Here is a 19,273-nt window from a genome sequence, read left to right as displayed (position 1 = left end):
GGGCGGCTTTGGGCCGTCTAGGTCCGCTCGCTTCCTCAACTTCCGGACTATTCCTTGATCAAAGCTCTTCCTCGTTTCGCCGCCAGTGCGGTGTTTGCTCTCGCACTGAGCCTTCCTGCGGCCGCGGCAACGCTGGAAATCATGGCCGGACAGATGATCGTCGTCGGCTTTCAGGGCAATGATGCCGACGATGCTTCCGTCGTCGCCTTGCGCGAGGAGCTGGCCGCGGGCCACCTCGGTGGCGTCATGTTCCTCAAGAGCAATGTGAAGAGCCTTGCCGCCGTTACCGAAATGAACCGGCAGTTCCGGGCCGCTGCTCCCGATCTGCCCCCGCTGATCACGCTGGACCAGGAAGGCGGCTCCGTCGAGCGCCTCACCAAACAGGTCGGCTTTCGTGAGGTGCCTTCGGCGCGCTCGGTCGCGGCCCGCAACAGCCCGGCCGAAGCCAAGTCAATCTACGCCCGCATGGCCGCCTCCATTGCCGAGCTGGGTTTTACGCTCAATTTCGGCCCTGTGGCCGATATGGAGGTCAATCCCAAGAACCCGATCATCGCCAAGTTCGGCCGCGCCTATGGCGCTGATGCCGAGGACGTGGCCGCCTATGACGCGGCCTTTATCGCCGCCCATCGCGCCGCGGGCGTGTTGACCGCGATCAAGCATTTCCCGGGCCACGGCTCGTCCACCCGCGACAGCCATGCGGGCTTTGTCGACATCACCAAGACCTGGGACGCGAGCGAACTGGAGCCCTATCGCACCCTGATCGAGGCTGACGATGCCGACATGATCATGGTGGGCCATCTCTATCATGCCGCTTATTCTGGCGGCGACACACGCTTGCCAGCTTCCCTTTCGCCCGACTGGATCGAAGGCGTGTTACGGGGCGATTTGGGCTTTGATGGCGTCGTGATCAGCGACGATCTGGAGATGGGAGCGATTCGCGCTCATTTCGGGCTCGCCGACACCGTCACCCGCGCGGTGCGGGCCGGAATGGACGTGCTGTTGCTTTCCAACACGGCCAAATATCGGCCGGGCCTGGGGCGCGAAGTTCTCGAAATTCTCGTGTCAGAAGCCGACAAAGACCCCGCTTTTGCTCGGCGCATCGAGCAAAGCTACAATCGTATTGCTCGCCTCAAGGCTCGCATCGCTCCGTGACGGCGCTTGCGCTTTCCTCCGGGCACGCTGGAGGTTAAAGTGCGCCTCCCCCATAGGGCAGAGGAGTCGTTAGCGCATGGCGGAAAGCCGCGAAACCAGACAGGTCCGGGCGATCTTTATCTCGGATGTCCACCTGGGCATGAAGCCCATCCGGGTGGGACAGCTGATCGAGTTCCTGCGCGCCCATGACGCCGAGACGATCTACCTCGTCGGCGACATCATCGATGGCTGGCGGCTCGCCAAGGGCTGGCACTGGCCCAGCGAATATAATGTCTTGGTGCAGGTGCTGCTGGACAAGGCGACGGCTGGCACACGCGTGGTTTATCTGCCCGGCAACCACGACGAATTCCTGCGCGAATATCTTGGCACCTATTTCGGCGAAATCGAATTCGTCGATCGTACGGTTCACACCAGTGCGCTGGGGAAAACCTATCTCGTCATCCATGGCGATCAGTTCGACGTCGTGGTGATGAATGCCAAGTGGCTCGCCCATGTGGGCGACTGGGCCTATAACGCTGCCCTGCGCGTCAATATCGCCATCAATTGGGTGCGCCGGCGCCTCGGGCTGCAATATTGGTCGCTATCGGCCTGGGCCAAGCAAAAGGTCAAGAACGCTGTTTCCGTAATCGGGCGCTTCGAGGAGGCCCTGGTTTACGAAGCCAAGCAATCGGGCGTAGATGGGGTGATCTGCGGTCACATCCACTTCGCCGATATGCATGACCGCCTCGGCATTCATTACATCAATACCGGTGACTGGGTGGAAAGCTGCACCGCCATCGTCGAAACGCCAGAGGGCGGCTTCGAGCTGATCAAGTGGACTGATATGTCGGCCACAGAGCCGCGCAAGTTCCGCTTGCGGCGCGCATCCTGAGGAACGTGCTGCATTTCAGCACAATTTAGCCCGGCTCCAGCGAATCTGCTCTTGAACTCCACGGCATAGCCAGCAAAACTTGCTTCCGGGCGATTTGCCCGGAGTTTTTCTTTCATGCCGTCGGTATCTGCGCGCTGGGACAGTCCCAGCCTGCGCGCTTCCTTGTTTCACTTGACCGTCTTCGCCCCCATGGCGGTCAGTTCCGTGTATCTGGCCATCTGGCTCAGTGAAAAAGGCATTCAAGCCGACCAGATCGGCATTGTGGGTGCCGTGCCCGTGGCGGGCCTGCTGATCCTCAATCTCTTCATCGGGCGACTGGCCGACAAGGCCAAGGATTGGCGCACGGTGATCGTGATCCTGGCGCTGCTGGGCGGTGCCTTTCCGCTAGGGCTGTTTTTCGTCAGTGAGTTCTGGAGCATCGTCCTTGTCTGGGCCTTCTGCGCCATGTCCTCGGGTTCCATCGCCCCGGTGATCGACGCGGCCACGATGCGGCTGGTGCAACGCACGGGCGGCGATTTCGGCACCATCCGGGCCTGGGGCACGGTGGGCTATGTCGTTGCCGCTTCCGGAGTCGGTTTTGCCGTCACCGCCTTTGGCACGGCGGCCTTTGTGCCGCTGTTTTTCGCCGTCTCCCTGTTGCGCGCACTGGTGTCGCTGCAACTGCCGCGCTTCCGTGCCCCCGAGCCGGTGCCGACCCTGGCTGCGCTCAGCCCGGAGCCCGCCAAGCTGAGCGCTGCCCTCAAGCCCTGGTTCGTGCTACCACTCGTCGCCTTTGCCCTCGTCAATGCCGGGCATGGCGTGCTGGGCAGCTTTGCGGCCCTGCTTTGGCATCAGCACGGCGTTCCCGATTATTACATCGGGCCGCTGATCGCCACTTCGGCGCTGGCCGAGGCGGTGATGATGTTCTTGTGGCAGCGCTTTGGCGGCCGGGTCACGGCGCGCAGCATGATCCTGGCGGCCTGCATCGCCGCGCTGATCCGGTTCACTGCCATGGCCTTCGATCCGCCGGTCGCGGTGTTGTTCGGCCTCCAGACGCTCCATGCCGTAACCTATGGCGTCGGCTATTTCGGCGTCGTGCATTTCATCGCCAATTGGACCGGCGAAGACATTGCCGCCGAAGCCCAGGGCTTTGCGACCATGCTGCAGCAGGCCACCTTGGTGATTACCCTAGCGGGGTTCGGCTGGCTTGTCGCCCATGTGGGCGTCGCCTCATATTTCGCCATTTCAGTGCTGTCGCTGCTCGGCATCGGCTGCGTGCTGCTGTCGTTGCGCCTGCGGCCACCCAAGGATGCGGTGCTGCCCTGAGCCTCGGCGCGCGTCGGCGGAGGGGCTGGTTTTCTCAAGACATGTTGCCGTCAGCTTGCCTGGTCGCTTCAGCCGCATCCTCGTGAGCAGAGGGGAATGCCGGGGAGCACCGACCCGGGGCTGCTTGAGTTCCGCGTCTGGGCTCAGCCGTTGACGGGAATTCACAGTGGCCACGCCCAACAAAAAGGCCCCGGTTTTCACCGGGGCCTTTGTTCGTTTGTTGCAGTTCCGACTAGTTCAGGCGCCCGCTGGCATGGGCCAGCATGGTGTAGACCTTGCCGCGATCGGACAGCAGATATTCGCGCGTTTCGGCAGCTGCACGGGGACCGGCAGCCGCACGCTTCAGCAGCTGCTCGAACTCACCCATGTAAGCTTGGGCCGTACGGGCGAAATCGGCGTCGCGCTGCACGCGCTTGCGGACATCGTCATAGGTGCCCTGGCCGGTCAGCGTATAGATTCGGCGCGAGAACACGTTGGATTCCCCGGCTTGGTAGCGAGCCCAGGCTTCGCCCAGAGCGGCATCGTCGATGGCGCGGGCGATATCCTCGGTCAGCCCCGAAAGACCCTGCTGCGGCGCTTGCTGCTGGGTGCTGGCCTGCTTGGCCGATGCATTGCGCAGCACATCACGCAGCCAGCCACCGGTATCCTGCGCGGCCGGGCTTGCTTCAGCTTCCGCAGGTGCTGCGGGCTGAACCGGTGCAGCTGGCTGGACTGGCGCAGCTGGCTGGACTGGTGCGGCCGGCTGGACTGCCGCCGGACGAGCCGGCTCAGGGGCGCGGATCGGATCGACCAGCGGCTGACGAGCGGGCTCGGGCGCACGGATCGGATCCACCAGGGTTTGGCGGACCGGCTCGGGTGCCGGCTGGCGCTGTGGCTCTGGCTGGGCCGGACGGGCGGGCTCCATCCGGGCCTGACGCACGGGCTCGGGCGCAGCTTCGCGCGGCTGCGGATAGCTGGCTTCGGCGCGCGGTGCCTCATAGCGGTTAGCGCGCTGGGCCGGACGGCGGTCGTGCAGGTCATGGGTGGCCGGCTGCGCGCGCACAATGGCGTTGAGCTCGCTCAGAGCCTCGATCTGCTCGGCAACCACGCGTCGCATGGCGGCTGCACTGGCGCGGGTTTCCTCGGGCAGTTCGGCAACGCCGCGGGCCAGCTCGGAACGGGTTGCTTCGAGCTCGGAGCCCACTTCGCGGGCGGTGTCGCGCATGGCGCGGGCGGTGTCGTTGAACCGGCGCGTTGCTTCTTCCAGAGCTCGCTGCATTTCGCCGATCATCTGCTGTTGGTCGTCCTGGAGCGCGGCGCTGGCGCGCCCGCTTTCGGTTTCCGCGGTGCTGCGGAAGTCACCCAGGCGCGATGCCACATCGCCGCTGGTTTGCTCCAGAGCCTCGCGGAACGTGCCCGTGCTCTGGTCGATTGCCTGGCGCAGCACTCCGGTATTGCTCGAAACCGCATTGCGCACCGAAACGGCGCTATCACTGATGGTTTCTGCCAGCGTGCTGGTGGTGGCGCTGAGCACATCGGTGACGCTGCCGGCGGCCGAAGTCAGGATGTCGGCCACGCGGTTGGCATTTTCTTCCAGCGCCGAACTGACCTGTGCGGTTTGTTCGGAAAGGGCCGAGCGGATGGTGCTCGTGGTTTCGTTGAGCGCACCGGTGGCCGCGTCGCTGGCGCGGGAAAGGGCGCCATCGACCTGGGCGGCACTTGAATTCAGCGTCGCCGCGAAGCGTTCGGTGCTGGCATTGAGCGTCGAGTTCAGGCGCTCATTGGTCGCGTAGATCGCATCATTGACGCTGCTGGTATTGGCCTGGATCACCTCGGCAACCTGGGCCGAAGTCTGGCTGAGCGCTTCGGTCACCGCCGAAGTGGTGCTGGCCAGCGTATCGGCGACGGTATGGGTGGTTTCACCCAGGGCCTCGTCCATGGCCCGACGCGCACCGATCAGGCGGCGTTCGGTGTCGTTGACCGTTTCGGCAATCGACTGCGCGAACATGCGCATGCGGTTGTCGATGTCGTCGGCACGCGAGGTGAAGCTGGCCGCCAGAGCGTCCATGGCGTTGCGGCGTTCTTCCAGCGTTTCCACCGCGAAGTCGCCCGTGGTTGCAAGGGCCGAGGAGGCACGGTCCATATTGGCCGCTTCCGCGTCCAGCTTGCCGAGCATGGATGAGAACTCGTCCACCATGGTGCGGATGGTGTTCTGCAGCGCACCAACATGTTGGCTGACCATCTGGCCGGCTTCTTCGGTCTGGCCGATCGCTTCGCGAACAGTGGCCGAATAGGTCGCGGTCTGCTGGGCAACGCTGCTCTCGAGGCTCGCCAGATTGGCGGTCGAGGCATCGAGCACCCGCTGCAGCAGCAGGTTGGAGTCGTTGAGCTTGCCCAGTGCCGCGGTGACATCGGACAGGATGCGCGAGGTCGAGGCCGACATGATGGTTTCGGCTTCGCGGGCATTGTCGGCCAAGGCGTCGCGCAGCACATTGCCATGGCTGAGCAGGGCGCCCTGCAACTGGTCGGAGCGCTCGGTCACCAGCGCCGCAAAGGCATTGGTCTGCTCCTCCACCGAGCGGTTGAGATCGGCGATCTGATTGCCGATCGCATCGACCGCACCAACGGCCTTGACCGAAACGACCTCGTCGATGCCAGCCGCAGCCGAGCGAATCTGGTTCATCGCCGCGCGAACGGCTGCGTCCATGCTATTGGCGGTGGCGCTGATATCCTCGGCAATATTGTGGGTTGCCGCGATGATGCGCGTCGAAATGGTTTCCTCGATGCGATCAGCGCCGGCTTCCAGATCCGCCATGGACTGGGTGATCGAGGTGTTGATCGAGGCGTTGAGCGCAGCCAGGCGCTCAGCGGTGATATCGGCGCGGGCGGTGATGGCCTCGGGCAGGGTGCCCAAGCGCTGGTCAACCATGTCGGTGATGGCGCGACGCGCCATGTTTACGCCGGTCTCGATGAGATCGGCAGCCTTGCGCGCGCTTTCGCCCACAGTGGCGCTGACCGCGTCGAGACGGGCGGCAACGCCATTTTCGGCATCCGAGATCTTGGCCACGGCGCTGTCGAGCCCAACGCCCAGATGGGTGTTCACCTCGGCAACCTTGCTGGCGATCACGTCCGACATGCCATTGACGCGTTCGGCCATGGTGTCGGTGACTTCGCGCAGCGACGCATCGATGCGGGTGCGGGCCTCTTCGCTCTGCTGGGCGATAGTGTCGGCCAGCTCGGCCGTGCGTAGGCCCATGGTTTCACCGATGGAGGTGGTGTGCGTCGCCAGCGTGTCGGACAGCGCCTGGGTGCGCGCACCCAGGGCGTCGTTGAGCTGGTGGGTGCGCATGCCGATCGTGCTGGCCAGCTCATTGGTGCGCGCATCGAGCGCACCGGTGAGTGCCGCAGCCTGCGTGGTGAGCTCGGTGCTGAGCTTTTCCGTGCCGGCAGCGATCTGGCCCGAAAGGTTCGCCGTGCGCTCGTCGAGCGCGGAAGCGAGCTCTTCGGTGCGCGCGCCAAGTGCTGCGTTGAGGCTATAGGCGCGGCCATCAAGGGCCTCGGTAAAGTCGCTGACGCGGCCGTCAAGGGCCCCGGTCAGCTCCGAGAGGCGGGCATCAAGCGCGCCGGTGAGGCCCGAGCTGCGGCTGTCGAGCGCCTGGGTCAGTTCTGCGGTGCGGGTGTCGAGTACTTCGGTGAGCTCGGCCGTGCGGCTATCCAGGGCTTCGGTGAACCCAGCGCGGCGGCTGTCAAGCGCACCGGTGAGGCGCGACACACCCTGGTCGAGCGTTACCGCAATACCTCCGACGCGGCTGTCGAGGGCTCCAGCAAGCTGCGACACGCCCTGATCAAGCGTGCCAGTAATACCGCCAAGGCGGCTGTCGAGGGCCTCGCTGATCTGCGACACGCCCTGGTCGAGTGTGCCGGCAATGCCGCCGAGGCGGCTATCCAGGGTCTCGCCGAGCTGGGAAACGCCGTGATCAAGCGCACCGCTGATGCCTTCCAGACGACCTTCCAGCGCTTGCGTGATCTGCGATACGCCCTGGTCCAGGGCGCCAGTGATCCCGCCAACGCGGCTGTCGAACGCACCAGACAGTTCGGCAACGCTGCGATCCAGAGCCCCGGTGATGCCGCTCAAACGGGTGTCGAGTGCCCCCGTCAAATCGGTAACGCGCGTATCGAGGGCGCCGGTGATATCGGCGACGCGGCTGTCCATCGACCCGGTGATATCCGTCAGGCGGCTGTCCAGCGCGCCAGTGAGGTCGGCAGCACGCGTATCGAGCGCATTGATAAATGCGCCGGTGCGGCTGTCGAGCGCTTCGGTCAGATCGGCAGTCTGGCTTTCGATCGTGCCGGTAAAGCCTGTGGCACGTTCGTCGAGCATGGCGGCGAGGCCAGCTGCGCGCTGATCCACTTCGTTGGCGAAGCGGTTGGTGTGCTGATGGAAGCGGGCCGAAAGCGCGCCGGTATGCTGGTCGATGGATGCGGCGAGGCCCGTAGCGCTTTCCTCGATCTGCGTCGAAAGGGCCGCGGTGCGGTCCTGCAGCGTATCGGCAAGGCGCTGGGTGCGGCCGGCAATGGCCTGGTCGAAAGCCTCGGTGCCGGTGAGTAGGGTTTCGCCCAGTTCCTGCGAGCGCAGGCGGATGGCCTCGCTGAACTCGTTGCCACGGCCATCAAGCGTCGCAGTGAGCTCATCGGTGTGGATGGTTATGGCGGTGGTGATTTCGCTGGCGCGTGCACCGAGCACCTGATCGATCTGATCGGCGCGGGCGGTGAGCACCTGCTCAAGTTCCCCCGTGCGGGCGCTCAGCGTCTGGTCGATTTCGCCGGCGCGGCTGCCCAGGACCTGCTCGACGCGGGCGGCATGGGCACCCATGACGCGGTTGATCTCACCGGCGCGGGTGCTCAGCACCTGGTCGAGTTCGCCGGTGCGGGCGCCCAGCGCTTCATCGATTTCGGTGAAGCGATTTTCAAAGGCGCCGCGGATTTCGCCGCTGCGGGCGGTGAGGATTTCATCGAGACGTTGGGTGCGACCATCGATGGCTTCGGCGATGATGCCGGCATGGCCATCCAGCTTTTCACCGAGCTCACGCGAGGTGGTGGTGAGGCTATCGGTGATGGCCTGGGTGCGCGAACCCAGCACTTCGCCCAATTCCCGGGTGCGCTCGGCAACCACGGCGTTGAAGCGACCCGATTCTTCGTTCAGCGCCATTTCCAGAACATTGGCGCGCGCGGCAAAGCTGCTGCTTTGCGCTTCTAGGCGACGCAGCAGCTGCTCGCCTTTGTCGCCAATCACATCGTCAAGGCTGTGCAGGCGGCTATCGAGCGCACCGGTGACCTCGGCAAGGCGGGCATCGAACTGGCCCAGCGCATCCTGTCCGGCCGTGGAAAGGGTCAAACGGGCGCGTTCGGAGGAATCTTCCAAAGCGCCATTGAGCTCGATCAGCGCCGTTTGCAGGCGGCTCTCGATGCCATTGAGCTGGATGGAAACGGTTTCGTCGATCTGGCGGCTGGCCGAGTTCAGAATGCCTTCGGCTTCGCGCGACCGGTTGGCGATCTCCTCGGCAATGCGGCTGCCGATGGTGTCGAGCGCGGTGGTGACGGAGTCGCCGCGTTCGCGCAGCTGTTCCAGAAGATTGTTGCCGCCCTCCGACAACAGGGTCGCGATTTCGCTGGTGCGGTCGCCCAGGGCTCCGGACAGGTCACCGGCGCGCTGCTCCAGCACGGCCGAGAGCACACTGGTGCGGTCTTCCAGGATGCCCGCCAGGGCGTTGCTACGCTGCTCAAGCGTATCGGCCAGGGTAGCACTGCGGTCAGCAATCAGGCCGGCCAGATTGCCGGTGCGTTCTTCAAACGAGCCAGCCAGTTCGCGGCTGCGCTCATCGAGCCGGGCGGTGCGGTCGTCGATGGCACTGGCAATGTCGCCGACGCGGCTATCGAGCGCCTCCGTCAGCGCACGCATGCGGGTTTCGATGGTGGAGTCGAGCTCACCAGTGCGAGCCTCGAGCGTGCGCGCCATGGCGGCGGTTTGCTCGTCAAAGTTCTGTGACACCCGGCCAGCGCTGTTGTCGAGCGCGGAGATGAAGTCGGTGGTGCGGTTGTCGACCAGGGCAACGAAGTTTTCGGTGCGCTCGCCAAAGCTGCTGTTGAGCGTATTGCCGGCAGTCTCAAGGGCGCGGGTCAGAGTGCCGCCGCTTTCCACCAAGGTGCCGGCGATGCGCTGCGAGATGGCATCGAGATCAAAGACCAGCCCGGTATGGCTTTCGGTAATGGCTTCGCGCACCCGCTCGGTATTTGTCAGAACGCTTTCGCGCTGGCTGGCGAGTTCGGCGATCAGCGCGCGCATGCGCGACTCGTTGTCGGAATAGGTGCGCTCGAGTGCCGTGACCTCGTTGTGGATCATCACTTCGAGTTCGCCGGCGCGCGACAGGGCGCGCTCCAGCCCGTCACCCAGCGCATTGACCTCGCGGCGCACGGCCTGGCCCACCGAGGCAACCTTGTCGGCGGCGGTGACTTCGGGCTCAGCCAGGCGAATGGCGGCCTGGGTGATGGTGGAAGCCGCGTTACGCAGATCCTGCGCGCGACGGAACAAGGTAGCGACGGCAAAAAAGCCCAGCACGGGCAAGAGCATCAGCGCGGCAAGGAAGATGAAATCGATGGTGCCGACAAAGCTGCCGAAATCGGCGAACTGGTCGCGATAGCGCATAGCGCCGGCCGCGCCGGTGGCGCCCAGCCACAGCACCGACAGGATCACCGCCATCCAGACTGGCGTCGCTGACGAGCGGGTCTGCAGGCCGTAAAGGATTTTGGAAGTGCCGAACCGATCGTCATTGGCGACCGGTCCCGCCTGCGCCGCGATCTTGTCGGCCGCCAAAAGGCGCTCTGTCTTGGCAGGATCGTTGCGCTTTTCGGCGGGCTTGTCGCCGGAGCTGTCGAGATTGAACACCGAGTCCTTCAGCGCGTCTTCCACCGCTGAAAACGCAAGGGCCGCAGGATCGTTTGCTGGGGGGGTCGGGTTTTTCGCCATACTCTTTACAACTCTCGCATCGGCCTGGCAGCGGGGGCGGTTTTAAGAGGGTGATCTAACGCCAAGCCGTTGCCGGGCTTGTCGCCAAATTGGTTCAATTCGATGCAAATGGCCCTGCATCGGTCCTCTACCATCGCCGCCGCGCGCTGGTTCATCGTTAAGTAGTACATGCAATTTAACTCAAACCGAACGGTTTCTTACCCAAAGGTTAATTTTTGCAGTGGGTAACACGGACCGCTCGATGCGCGCAAACTGCGCCGTCGATTTAATAGGGTATTCACGCCAGCCGCTTAGGCTTGGACGACCGGTCGCGTTCTTGGCCGTAGTTGTTCAAGTGGAAAACCATGGCCAATCCCTCAGCATCGCTCCCCCAGCAGTTCTCGCCTAGCGAGGCCAACAAAGGGGGCCCGATCGATCGCTTGCACCTGGCTCGCCAGTGCCTGGGTGACGAGGGACTGGAGCAAGAAGTGCTGCGGCTGTTCCACGACACGATCAAGAGCTATATGGCTCGGCTGCAGCGGGCCGAAGATGGGGCGGAAACGCGGATTGCCCTGCACACGCTGAAGGGCGCTGCGCGCGGGGTAGGGGCCTGGACGGTTGCCGATCAGGCGCAGGCTGCCGAGGAGGAACTGGCCGATGCTGCGGTGGTAGGGCCGGAGCGCTTTGCCGACCTCGCCATGGCTGTGGAAGAAGTGAGCGTCTTCATCGCCGGCATGCTGACCGACGACTTAAATTAGCAAGTGCGCCGCGCACCGCTGCCGGTGAGGCCTGCGAGGACCTCCCGGCCGCTTTGCGCTGTGCACAACGCAGGAATTTGACGGCTTGCCTTGCCAACGCCTATAGAGCGCCCGATATCTAATGCGCTTTCAGGTGCATCGCCGCCCATGGTTGATGGCCACCAAGACAAGGCCCCACCCCGATGACTATGCCGACCCTGGCGCCCGAGCTTTCGCCGCGCGCCGTCTCCACCGAAGCTTACCGTACGCGCCGGACCTTTGCGATCATTTCGCACCCTGACGCCGGCAAGACGACGCTCACCGAGCGCCTGTTGGCGGCTGCCGGTGCCATTCAGCAGGCCGGTGCCGTGCGCGGCAAGGCGGGGCAGCGCTCCACCCGTTCGGACTGGATGGAAATGGAGCAGCAGCGCGGCATCTCCATCACCTCCTCGGTGATGACCTTTGAATATGACGGGCTGACGCTCAACCTGCTCGATACGCCAGGCCACTCCGACTTTTCGGAAGACACCTACCGCACCCTGACGGCGGTGGATGCCGCGATCATGGTGATCGACGCGGCGAAAGGTATCGAATCGCAGACGCTCAAGCTCTTTGAAGTGTGTCGCCTGCGCGATATTCCCATTATTACCTTCATCAACAAGGTGGACCGCGAAGGGCAAAGCCCGCTCGATCTTATCGATGAGATCCAGAGCAAGCTGGCGCTCGATCTGACCCCAGTGCTGTGGCCGATCGGGCAGGGGGTGGATTTCGGCGGCTATATCGACTTGGTCGAAAAGCGGGTGGTCAACCCGCAGGGCAAGACCATTGCCGAGTTTGACGAACTCGAAGACCTGCTCGACAACGATGCCCTGATCGACAATCCTGTGTTCATGGCGGCGCTGGAAACGCTCGAAATGGCGCGCGCCATGTTGCCCGCCTTCGATCTCGACACCTTCCACCAGGGTCACCTCAGCCCGGTCCTTTTTGGCTCGGCCCTCAAGGGCGTCAGCGTTGCCGAACTGCTGCGCACGCTCGGTGACTGGGGCCCCGAGCCGCGGCCCCAGCCGGCTCTGCCCGCGCCCATCGCCCCGGCCGATAAAAAGGTCACCGGCTTTGTGTTCAAGGTGCAGGCGAATATGGACGCGAACCACCGCGACCGTATCGCCTTTGTGCGCCTGTGCTCGGGCAAGTTCGAGCGCGGCATGCGCCTCAAGAATGTGCGCTCGGGCAAGGATATGGCCGTTTCCAACCCGATGTTCTTTTTCGGCAATAATCGCGAGCTGGCCGAAGAAGCGGTGGCGGGCGATATCGTCGGCATCCCCAATCACGGCACGCTTTCGGTGGGGGATACGCTCACCGAAGGAGCCGCGATCAACGTCACCGGCATTCCCAATTTCGCGCCCGAAATCATCCGCCGCGTCCGCCTGACCGATCACATGAAGACCAAGCAGATGAGCAAGGCGCTGTCCGACCTTGCCGAAGAAGGCGTCACACAGGTGTTCCGCCGCATGGTGGGCGCCGACTGGATCGTGGGTGTTGTCGGCCAGCTGCAGCTCGAAGTGCTTTCCGCCCGGGTCGCCAAGGAATATGGCGTGCCGATCACCTTTGAATCGCTGGGCTATGAAGTGGCGCGCTGGGTTGAAAGCGACGATCCTGAAGAGCTCAAGCGTTTCATCGCCGCCCAGAAGGTCAACATGGCCGAAGACCGCACCGGAGCCCCGGTGTTCCTCGCCCAAAACGCCTGGTGGGCCGATCGCGCCAAGCAGGATTGGCCCAAGATCCGCTTCCTCACTACCAAGGAACGGCATTGACCACTTCCGAGCGCATTGAAGAGTTTCTGGCTGCCGTTAAGAGCGCGTTCATAAGCGGTTCATTGTTGCGGCTGAAATTGGGCGGCTACCAGGGCGGCGAGCCTGACCTCAAATCCGTCGAGGTCAAGAAGATCGTTGCTAAAGGGGTGGAGAAGTTCAGCTTCACCTTCCACTACAAAACGCGTGACATCATCAAGAACCAGACCCAGCCCGAAGCACTCGCAACGCTGCGCGCGGGACTTAAGGCCGAATTCCGCAGCGCCCAGCTCGCCACCACCGAGTTCGACATGAGCTTTGAGCGCACTGGCGATAAGGTGCGTCTCAAGCGCACCGAGGTCGCGGGGCGGGAAGCGGCTCCAACCGAGCACAACCGCGCCAAGAACCGGCCGCTGACCCAGACCGACAAGCCTTATCTCAAGGCGCTCGGGATTGCCGGCAAGGACGGGACCGTGCGCAATGATGCGCAGGACAAGTTCAGGCAGATCAACAAGATGGTGGAGATCTTTGCTCCACTGATTCAGGGGATCAAGGCCGACGCACCCCGCATCGTCGATATGGGCGCGGGGAAGGGCTATCTCGATTTTGCGCTATACGACTTTCTTGCCGGGCAGGGGCGTCCGGCCGAGATCGTCGGCGTTGAAATGCGGCCCAAGCTGGTTGAAGACGGCAATGCGACCGCGGCGGAATCGGGTTTTACCGGCCTCAGCTTCGTGCCCGGAACGATCATGGACTATGACGCCGGTGGCGCCGATGCCGTGATCGCCCTGCATGCCTGCGACACCGCCACCGACGATGCAATCTACAAGGGCATCAAGGCTGGCGCTGCGCTGATCGCGGTGGCCCCTTGCTGCCACAAGCAGATCCGGCGGGAAATGGAAGCCGGTCAAGCCGACGATCGGCTGGGCGTGCTGCTGCGTCACGGCACGTTCCTCGAGCGGCAGGCCGAGATGGTCACCGATACGCTCAGGGCCTTGCTGCTGGAGCTCAGCGGGTATCGCACCAAGGTCTTCGAGTTCGTTTCGGATGCCCATACGCCCAAGAACAATTTGATCGTGGCCGAAAAAGATGGTCGTGCGGGACGCGACCGCGACACGATCTTGCGCCAGATTGCCGACACCAAAGCCATGTTCGGCATTCGCCAGCATTATCTCGAAACCCTGCTTCACTCCGACGCCCAAACACAACAGCCTGGATCGCCATGACCAAGATCACATTCGTTCAGAAGGACGGGGAACGCATCGAAACCGAAGCCCAGAACGGCGCGACGGTGATGGAGGCGGCCATCATGAATGGCGTGCCGGGGATTGTGGCCGAATGCGGGGGCGCCTGCACCTGCGCCACCTGCCATGTCTATGTTGACCCGGCCTGGGAAGAAACTGTCGGCGGGCCCTCGGCCATGGAAGAAGACATGCTGGACTTCGCCTTTGACGTGAAGCCCTCGAGTCGGCTTAGCTGCCAGATCAAGGTACGCGATGCCCTTGATGGCCTGGTCGTGCATGTTCCGAGCCGCCAGGGCTAGGATTTCCCGCCGCGCAATTTTCGCGCGAGAGCGTTTCGGCGCATTATTTTGGCCCGGCTCTGGTCGGGCCTCTTTCCCTGTTCCAAGCGTAGGCGCCGCAGGGAAAAACCCGGCTTAACTGCACCCCGGGGCCTGTTGCCGCTGGGCGGGATGGGCTAATTTCCGGGCGTCTACAGTCAGGGTTGAAATGGGTCGCCTCAACACATTTCCGTTGAGCTTGAAAGTGCAGGGTCGTCGCATCGTCATTGTTGGCGGTGGCGAAGAAGCCCTCAACAAAGCCCGGCTCGCTGTTAAGACTACCGCGCAAGTCGTGATTGTCTCTCCTCATCTGGAAGCAGACTTCTCAGCCCTGCCGGTTGAGGTTCTTGAGCGGCGGTTCCAACCGTCCGACCTCGATAACGCCGCGATGGTGTTTGTGGCGGACCATGGGCCTGATGCTTCGGTCGCACAGGATGCAGCTCGGGCTCGCAATATTCCGCTCAATGTCGTTGACGTTCCGGGCGAATGCGACTTCTTCACGCCGGCCATCATCGATCGTGCGCCGCTGACCATAGCCATCTCCAGCGAAGGGCGAGCGCCCGTGCTTGCACGTCTGGTGCGGGCGCGCATCGAGGCCGTGCTGTCGCCGCGGCTGGGGAATTTGGCGAGTCTTGCCGGTGGTTTACGGCACCGCGTTGAGAGCTTGATTCAGGATGGCGCCGCCCGGCGCCGGTTTTACCAGGCGCTGGTGACCTCTCCCGAGATCGAGCGGGCGGAAGCAGCCGGGCACGGTCATGAAGCGGCCGAGAGCCTGCTGGCCGCGCATGTCGAGGCGGGCAGCGGGGCCGGCGTGGTCTGGCTGATCGGGGCAGGGCCCGGATCGGAAGATCTACTGACCTTGCGCGCGCAGCGGCTGCTGCAGGATGCCGATGTGATCGTGCATGATCAGCTCGTGCCCGATGTGGTGGTGCAGATGGCACGCCGCGATGCCGAGCAGATCGCCGTTGGCAAGGCCAAGGGGCATCATTCCTTTTCGCAGGCGCAGATCAATACGCTGCTGGTGCGGCTGGCCAGCGAAGGCAAGCGCGTGGCGCGCCTCAAGTCGGGCGACCCCATGGTGTTTGGCCGGGCTGGGGAAGAGATCGCCGCGCTCCGCAAGGCAGGGATCGCCTATCAGGTGGTGCCGGGCGTCAGCGCGGCGCTGGCCGCTGCGGCCGATACGGCAACGCCAGTGACCCTGCGCAAGGTGTCGAGCGGCTTCATCATGGCAACGGCACACGGCGCCGAGGATGATGAATTGCAGCATTGGGCTTTGCTGGCCGGGGCTGGCATGACCCTGGGCCTTTACATGGGCAAGTCGATTGCCGGCGAAGTCGCAGCCCGGCTGGTGGCGCATGGCGCGAGCGAGACGCTGCCGGTCGGTATCGTCGTCAATGCCGGCCGGGCGAGCCGCACCCTTTATTCCGGCACGCTCGGGGCCCTGGCGGCCAACCAGCTCGATTTTGCGGATGGGCCGGCGGTTATTCTGGTGGGTGAGGCTGTGGCTGAAGGCGACTGGGCGGAAGCCGCCCAGATGGCCGCTTCAAGCTTCAAGGTGGCATGACAATGGAAATCATTACCGGCAACGAGCTGCTTTCGGGCGGCACGGTTTATCTGGACGCGCAAGGCCACTGGGTCGAGCAGCTGCAAGCGGCGCGCCTCTTTGACAAGAGCGAGAGCGAAGCGCGCGACGCAGCCATTGCCGCGAGCAAGGCAACGGGCCGGATCGTCAGCGTTGAAGTCGAGGACGTCAGCGTGGAAGCGGGGCAGATCGTGCCCAAGCGCCTGCGCGAGCGTATCCGTGCGGCGGGGCCGACGGCGCCGCTGACCTTGAAGGGCGAGATCTATGATCGCCAGCATCTGAGTGAGGACGGTCATGTATCGATATGACGAATTCGACGCGGCCTTTGTGCAGGGCCGTACCGCTCAGTTCGCCGATCAGGTGAAGCGCCGCATTTCCGGCGAGCTCAGTGAAGACCAGTTCCGGCCGCTGCGGCTGATGAACGGGCTCTATCTGCAACTGCACGCCTATATGCTGCGCGTCGCTGTGCCGTATGGCACGCTGTCATCGCGGCAGCTGCGCAAGCTCGCCCATATCGCGCGCACCTACGACCGCGGCTATGGGCACTTCACCACGCGCCAGAACATCCAGTTCAACTGGCCCAAGCTCCGCGACATTCCGCAGATCCTGGCCGAGCTGGCATCGGTCGAGATGCACGCGATCCAGACTTCGGGCAATTGCATCCGCAATGTCACCACGGATCAGTTCGCCGGCGCCGCTGCCGACGAGATCATTGATCCCCGCCCGGTCGCCGAAATTATCCGGCAATGGTCGAGCCTGCATCCCGAGTTTTCCTATCTGCCGCGCAAGTTCAAGATCGCGATCACGGGGGCGCGGGAAGACCGTGCCGCCATTCGCTTTCACGATATCGGCCTGCAGGCCGCAGCCAATGCTGCCGGCGAAACGGGCTGGGAAGTCTGGATCGGGGGCGGGCTCGGGCGCACCCCGATCACCGGCAAGCTGATCAACAGCTTCGTTCCCAACGAGCACCTGCTGGCCTATCTGGAATCCATCATGCGCGTCTACAACCGCTATGGCCGGCGGGACAACAAGTACAAGGCGCGCTTCAAGATCCTCGTCCATGAAGAGGGTCTTGAATCCATCAAGGGCCAGGTGGAAACCGAATTTGCCGAAGTGCGCGGTGGCGTTCTGACCCTGCCGCGGGAGGAGCTCGACCGCATCACCGCTTACTTCTCGCCGCCGGCCTTTCGGGAGCAGGGTGCCGTGCGCATTGATGTGGAGCGCGAGAAGATTCTCGATCCCGCTTTTAGCCGCTGGCTCGAAAACAACATCCATTCCCACAAACAGCCCGGCTATGCCTGCGTGACTGTGTCACTCAAGCCCGTGGGCGGAGCGCCCGGCGACGCCACCGATGCGCAGATGGAGGCCGTTGCCGATCTGGCCGAACGCTATTCCTTTGACGAATTGCGCGTGACCCATGAGCAGAACCTCGTTCTGCCCCATGTCGCGGTAGCCGATTTGCGCGCAGTCTATGATGGGCTGGTGGAGGCCGAGTTGGCCGACGGCAATATCGGGCTCATCACCGACATGATCTGCTGCCCGGGCCTCGATTTCTGCGCCTTGGCCAATGCGCGCTCCATCCCCATCGCACAGGCGATCTCGCATCGCTTCGCCGCGCCCGAACGGCAGCGCGATATCGGCGAGCTCAAGATCAAGATTTCAGGGTGCATCAATGCCTGCGGGCACCACCATGTGGGTCATATCGGCATTCTGGGGGTCGAGAAAAAAGGCGGCGAACTCTACCAGATCACGCTAGGCGGCGACGCCACCGAGTCCGCGGCCATCGGCAAGATCCTGGGCCCGGGCTTTGAGGCCGACGAGGTGCCCGGCGCCATTGAAACGCTGGTGGACACCTATCTCGCCAACCGCCAGGGCGGCGATGAAAGCTTCATCACCGCCGTGCGGCGGTTGGGGGAAGCCCCGTTCAAGGAGGCCCTTTATGGCGCTGCCTAAGATCCTGGTTGAACCCAAGCCCGACAAGCTGCGCGCGCTGGGCATCGTTGCCCTCAACGGCATGTTCGATGACATGGATGCGCTCGGCGTGTTGCGTTATGCGGCGAGCGAAGTGCTGCCGGGGGACCTCGCCATCGTGTCATCCTTTGGCGCAGATTCGGCCGTGCTGCTGCATGTGGCGGCGCAGGTTGATCCCTCCATCCCGGTGTTCTTTCTCGAAACCGGCAAGCACTTTGCCGAAACCCTCGAATATGTCGAGACGCTCAAGCGCCATCTCGGGCTGATCAATGTTTCCGCCGTGCTGCCTGACCCCAGCGATCTCGCCCGCTTTGATCCGGATGGCAGCTTGTGGGAGAGTGATCCGGACTCCTGCTGCCACATCCGCAAGACCGAGCCGCTCGAGCCCATCACTGAACGCTTCGGCGGCTGGGTGACGGGCCGCAAGCGCTTCCAGACGGTCGAGCGGGGCGTGCTGCCGCATTTCGAGCTCACCAGCGACAACCGCATCAAGGTCAATCCGCTCGCCTATTTCAGCGATGCGGATGTGAACCAGTACAAGATCGAGCATGGCTTGCCCGAGCACCCGCTGTTCGCTAAGGGCTACAAGTCGATCGGCTGCGCACCCTGCACCTCGGCGGTTGCCGAAGGGGAGGATCCGCGTGCAGGACGCTGGCGTGGCCTCAACAAGAAGGAATGCGGCATCCATTTCGACTTCAACGGAGCCATTGCCAATCCCATGACCTCTCCTGCTGCCCCGCTGACGCTGTTCAAGGATGGCGCGTTTATTGCGGATCCATTCAGGGCTTGGGGCGAGGGCGATGAGCCATCCAGTGCCCGCTACAAGCATGTCCCGTTTGCCGCTTTTGTAGCGAACCGGGCCGCGTTCCTCGCCAACCCGCACCCTCTGGGGCTGCTGATTGTGCCGGGCGACAAGGTGGAAGAGGTCGCTGGCGATCTGGGCCGCTTTGCTTCTGTCGCGGTGCAGTTTCCGGCCTTTACCGACGGGCGGGGCTATTCCACCGTGCGCCTCCTCAGCGAGCGCTACCGTTTTGCCGGTGAGATCCGTGCCGTAGGCGATGTGCTGCAGGATCAGATCCCGCTGATGCGTCGTTGCGGAGTTAATGCCCTCGTTGTAACCCATGAGCCAACCCGGCAGGCTCTGCTGGAGAACCGGCTGCCCGAGATGGATATCTTCTATCAGCCGGTGGGGCAGGCCGAAGTGCCGATTGGCACTCGACCCTATCTTCGCCGCGTCTCCTGAGGTAAGTCGAGCATGCTTATCAGGATTGGCGGCACAAGCGGCCGATCCTGACCCCATGCGTCATGACCTGTGAGCGCCCCTG

Annotated in this window: 12 protein-coding genes; 11 read left to right on the top strand and 1 reads right to left on the bottom strand. The window is 63.6% G+C overall.

Features of this window, described 5'->3' with window-relative positions; translation table 11 throughout:
* Positions 1-54 precede the first annotated feature (54 nt).
* The 3 genes from HRU92_RS07960 (at position 55) to HRU92_RS07950 (ending at position 3,328) form a co-directional block, all read left to right on the top strand.
* Positions 55-1,152, top strand: coding sequence for a glycoside hydrolase family 3 N-terminal domain-containing protein (locus HRU92_RS07960; protein ID WP_172123609.1), 1,098 nt, complete (start codon positions 55-57; stop codon positions 1,150-1,152).
* A 76-nt stretch (positions 1,153-1,228) separates the two neighbouring features.
* Entirely contained in the window at positions 1,229-2,023 is a 795-nt protein-coding gene (locus tag HRU92_RS07955; protein WP_127753496.1) for a UDP-2,3-diacylglucosamine diphosphatase, read from the top strand.
* Positions 2,024-2,137: 114 nt separating this feature from the next.
* Complete coding sequence (locus tag HRU92_RS07950) at positions 2,138-3,328, top strand: MFS transporter (protein WP_172123608.1); 1,191 nt, start codon at positions 2,138-2,140, stop codon at positions 3,326-3,328.
* A gap of 232 nt (positions 3,329-3,560) precedes the next feature.
* Here HRU92_RS07950 and HRU92_RS07945 read toward each other — a convergent pair whose 3' ends face one another.
* A complete protein-coding gene (locus HRU92_RS07945; protein WP_173088001.1) occupies positions 3,561-10,331 on the bottom strand; it encodes a hypothetical protein in 6,771 nt (2,256 codons plus the stop codon).
* Between the two features lie 344 nt (positions 10,332-10,675).
* On the opposite strand from HRU92_RS07945, the gene HRU92_RS07940 reads away from it, so the two are divergent.
* The 8 genes from HRU92_RS07940 to HRU92_RS20360 all read left to right on the top strand — a co-directional run bounded on the left by HRU92_RS07940 (position 10,676) and on the right by HRU92_RS20360 (position 19,191).
* Positions 10,676-11,068, top strand: coding sequence for an Hpt domain-containing protein (locus HRU92_RS07940; protein WP_127753493.1), 393 nt, complete (start codon positions 10,676-10,678; stop codon positions 11,066-11,068).
* Positions 11,069-11,250: 182 nt separating this feature from the next.
* On the top strand, positions 11,251-12,858 hold the full coding sequence (locus tag HRU92_RS07935) for a peptide chain release factor 3 (RefSeq protein WP_349236707.1): 1,608 nt from the start codon (positions 11,251-11,253) through the stop codon (positions 12,856-12,858).
* Positions 12,855-14,060 (top strand): SAM-dependent methyltransferase, encoded by a 1,206-nt coding sequence (locus HRU92_RS07930; protein ID WP_172123606.1) that lies wholly within the window; start codon positions 12,855-12,857, stop codon positions 14,058-14,060. The genes HRU92_RS07935 and HRU92_RS07930 overlap by 4 nt, the downstream gene beginning before the upstream one ends.
* The gene (locus HRU92_RS07925; protein WP_127753490.1) at positions 14,057-14,377 is read left to right on the top strand and encodes a 2Fe-2S iron-sulfur cluster-binding protein; all 321 of its coding nucleotides are present in this window, start codon (positions 14,057-14,059) and stop codon (positions 14,375-14,377) included. Before HRU92_RS07930 ends, HRU92_RS07925 begins: the two co-directional genes overlap by 4 nt.
* A gap of 187 nt (positions 14,378-14,564) precedes the next feature.
* On the top strand, positions 14,565-15,959 hold the full coding sequence (gene cysG / locus HRU92_RS07920) for a siroheme synthase CysG (RefSeq protein WP_173087999.1): 1,395 nt from the start codon (positions 14,565-14,567) through the stop codon (positions 15,957-15,959).
* Positions 15,960-15,961: 2 nt separating this feature from the next.
* The gene (locus HRU92_RS07915; protein ID WP_172123604.1) at positions 15,962-16,285 is read left to right on the top strand and encodes a DUF2849 domain-containing protein; all 324 of its coding nucleotides are present in this window, start codon (positions 15,962-15,964) and stop codon (positions 16,283-16,285) included.
* On the top strand, positions 16,272-17,930 hold the full coding sequence (locus HRU92_RS07910; protein WP_172123603.1) for a nitrite/sulfite reductase: 1,659 nt from the start codon (positions 16,272-16,274) through the stop codon (positions 17,928-17,930). Before HRU92_RS07915 ends, HRU92_RS07910 begins: the two co-directional genes overlap by 14 nt.
* Positions 17,917-19,191, top strand: a complete 1,275-nt coding sequence (locus HRU92_RS20360) for a phosphoadenylyl-sulfate reductase (RefSeq protein WP_210258552.1) — start codon at positions 17,917-17,919, stop codon at positions 19,189-19,191. The genes HRU92_RS07910 and HRU92_RS20360 overlap by 14 nt, the downstream gene beginning before the upstream one ends.
* The last annotated feature ends 82 nt before the right edge of the window (positions 19,192-19,273 follow it).

The sequence above is a fragment of the Devosia sp. 1635 genome (genome assembly GCF_013185955.1).
GTDB lineage: Bacteria > Pseudomonadota > Alphaproteobacteria > Rhizobiales > Devosiaceae > Devosia.
The sequence above is the reverse complement of the archived record's forward strand: the minus strand, read 5'-3'. Positions and strand labels throughout refer to the sequence as shown.

Bases quoted from the DNA above. Each gene is read 5' to 3' on its own strand.
- HRU92_RS20360 (WP_210258552.1), top strand. From the start codon at position 17,917: ATGGCGCTGCCTAAGATCCTGGTTGAACCCAAGCCCGACAAGCTGCGC.
- HRU92_RS07915 (WP_172123604.1), top strand. From the start codon at position 15,962: ATGGAAATCATTACCGGCAACGAGCTGCTTTCGGGCGGCACGGTTTAT.
- HRU92_RS07935 (WP_349236707.1), top strand. From the start codon at position 11,251: ATGACTATGCCGACCCTGGCGCCCGAGCTTTCGCCGCGCGCCGTCTCC.
- HRU92_RS07955 (WP_127753496.1), top strand. From the start codon at position 1,229: ATGGCGGAAAGCCGCGAAACCAGACAGGTCCGGGCGATCTTTATCTCG.
- HRU92_RS07945 (WP_173088001.1), bottom strand. From the start codon at position 10,331: ATGGCGAAAAACCCGACCCCCCCAGCAAACGATCCTGCGGCCCTTGCG.
- HRU92_RS07925 (WP_127753490.1), top strand. From the start codon at position 14,057: ATGACCAAGATCACATTCGTTCAGAAGGACGGGGAACGCATCGAAACC.
- HRU92_RS07910 (WP_172123603.1), top strand. From the start codon at position 16,272: ATGTATCGATATGACGAATTCGACGCGGCCTTTGTGCAGGGCCGTACC.
- HRU92_RS07940 (WP_127753493.1), top strand. From the start codon at position 10,676: ATGGCCAATCCCTCAGCATCGCTCCCCCAGCAGTTCTCGCCTAGCGAG.
- HRU92_RS07950 (WP_172123608.1), top strand. From the start codon at position 2,138: ATGCCGTCGGTATCTGCGCGCTGGGACAGTCCCAGCCTGCGCGCTTCC.
- cysG (WP_173087999.1), top strand. From the start codon at position 14,565: ATGGGTCGCCTCAACACATTTCCGTTGAGCTTGAAAGTGCAGGGTCGT.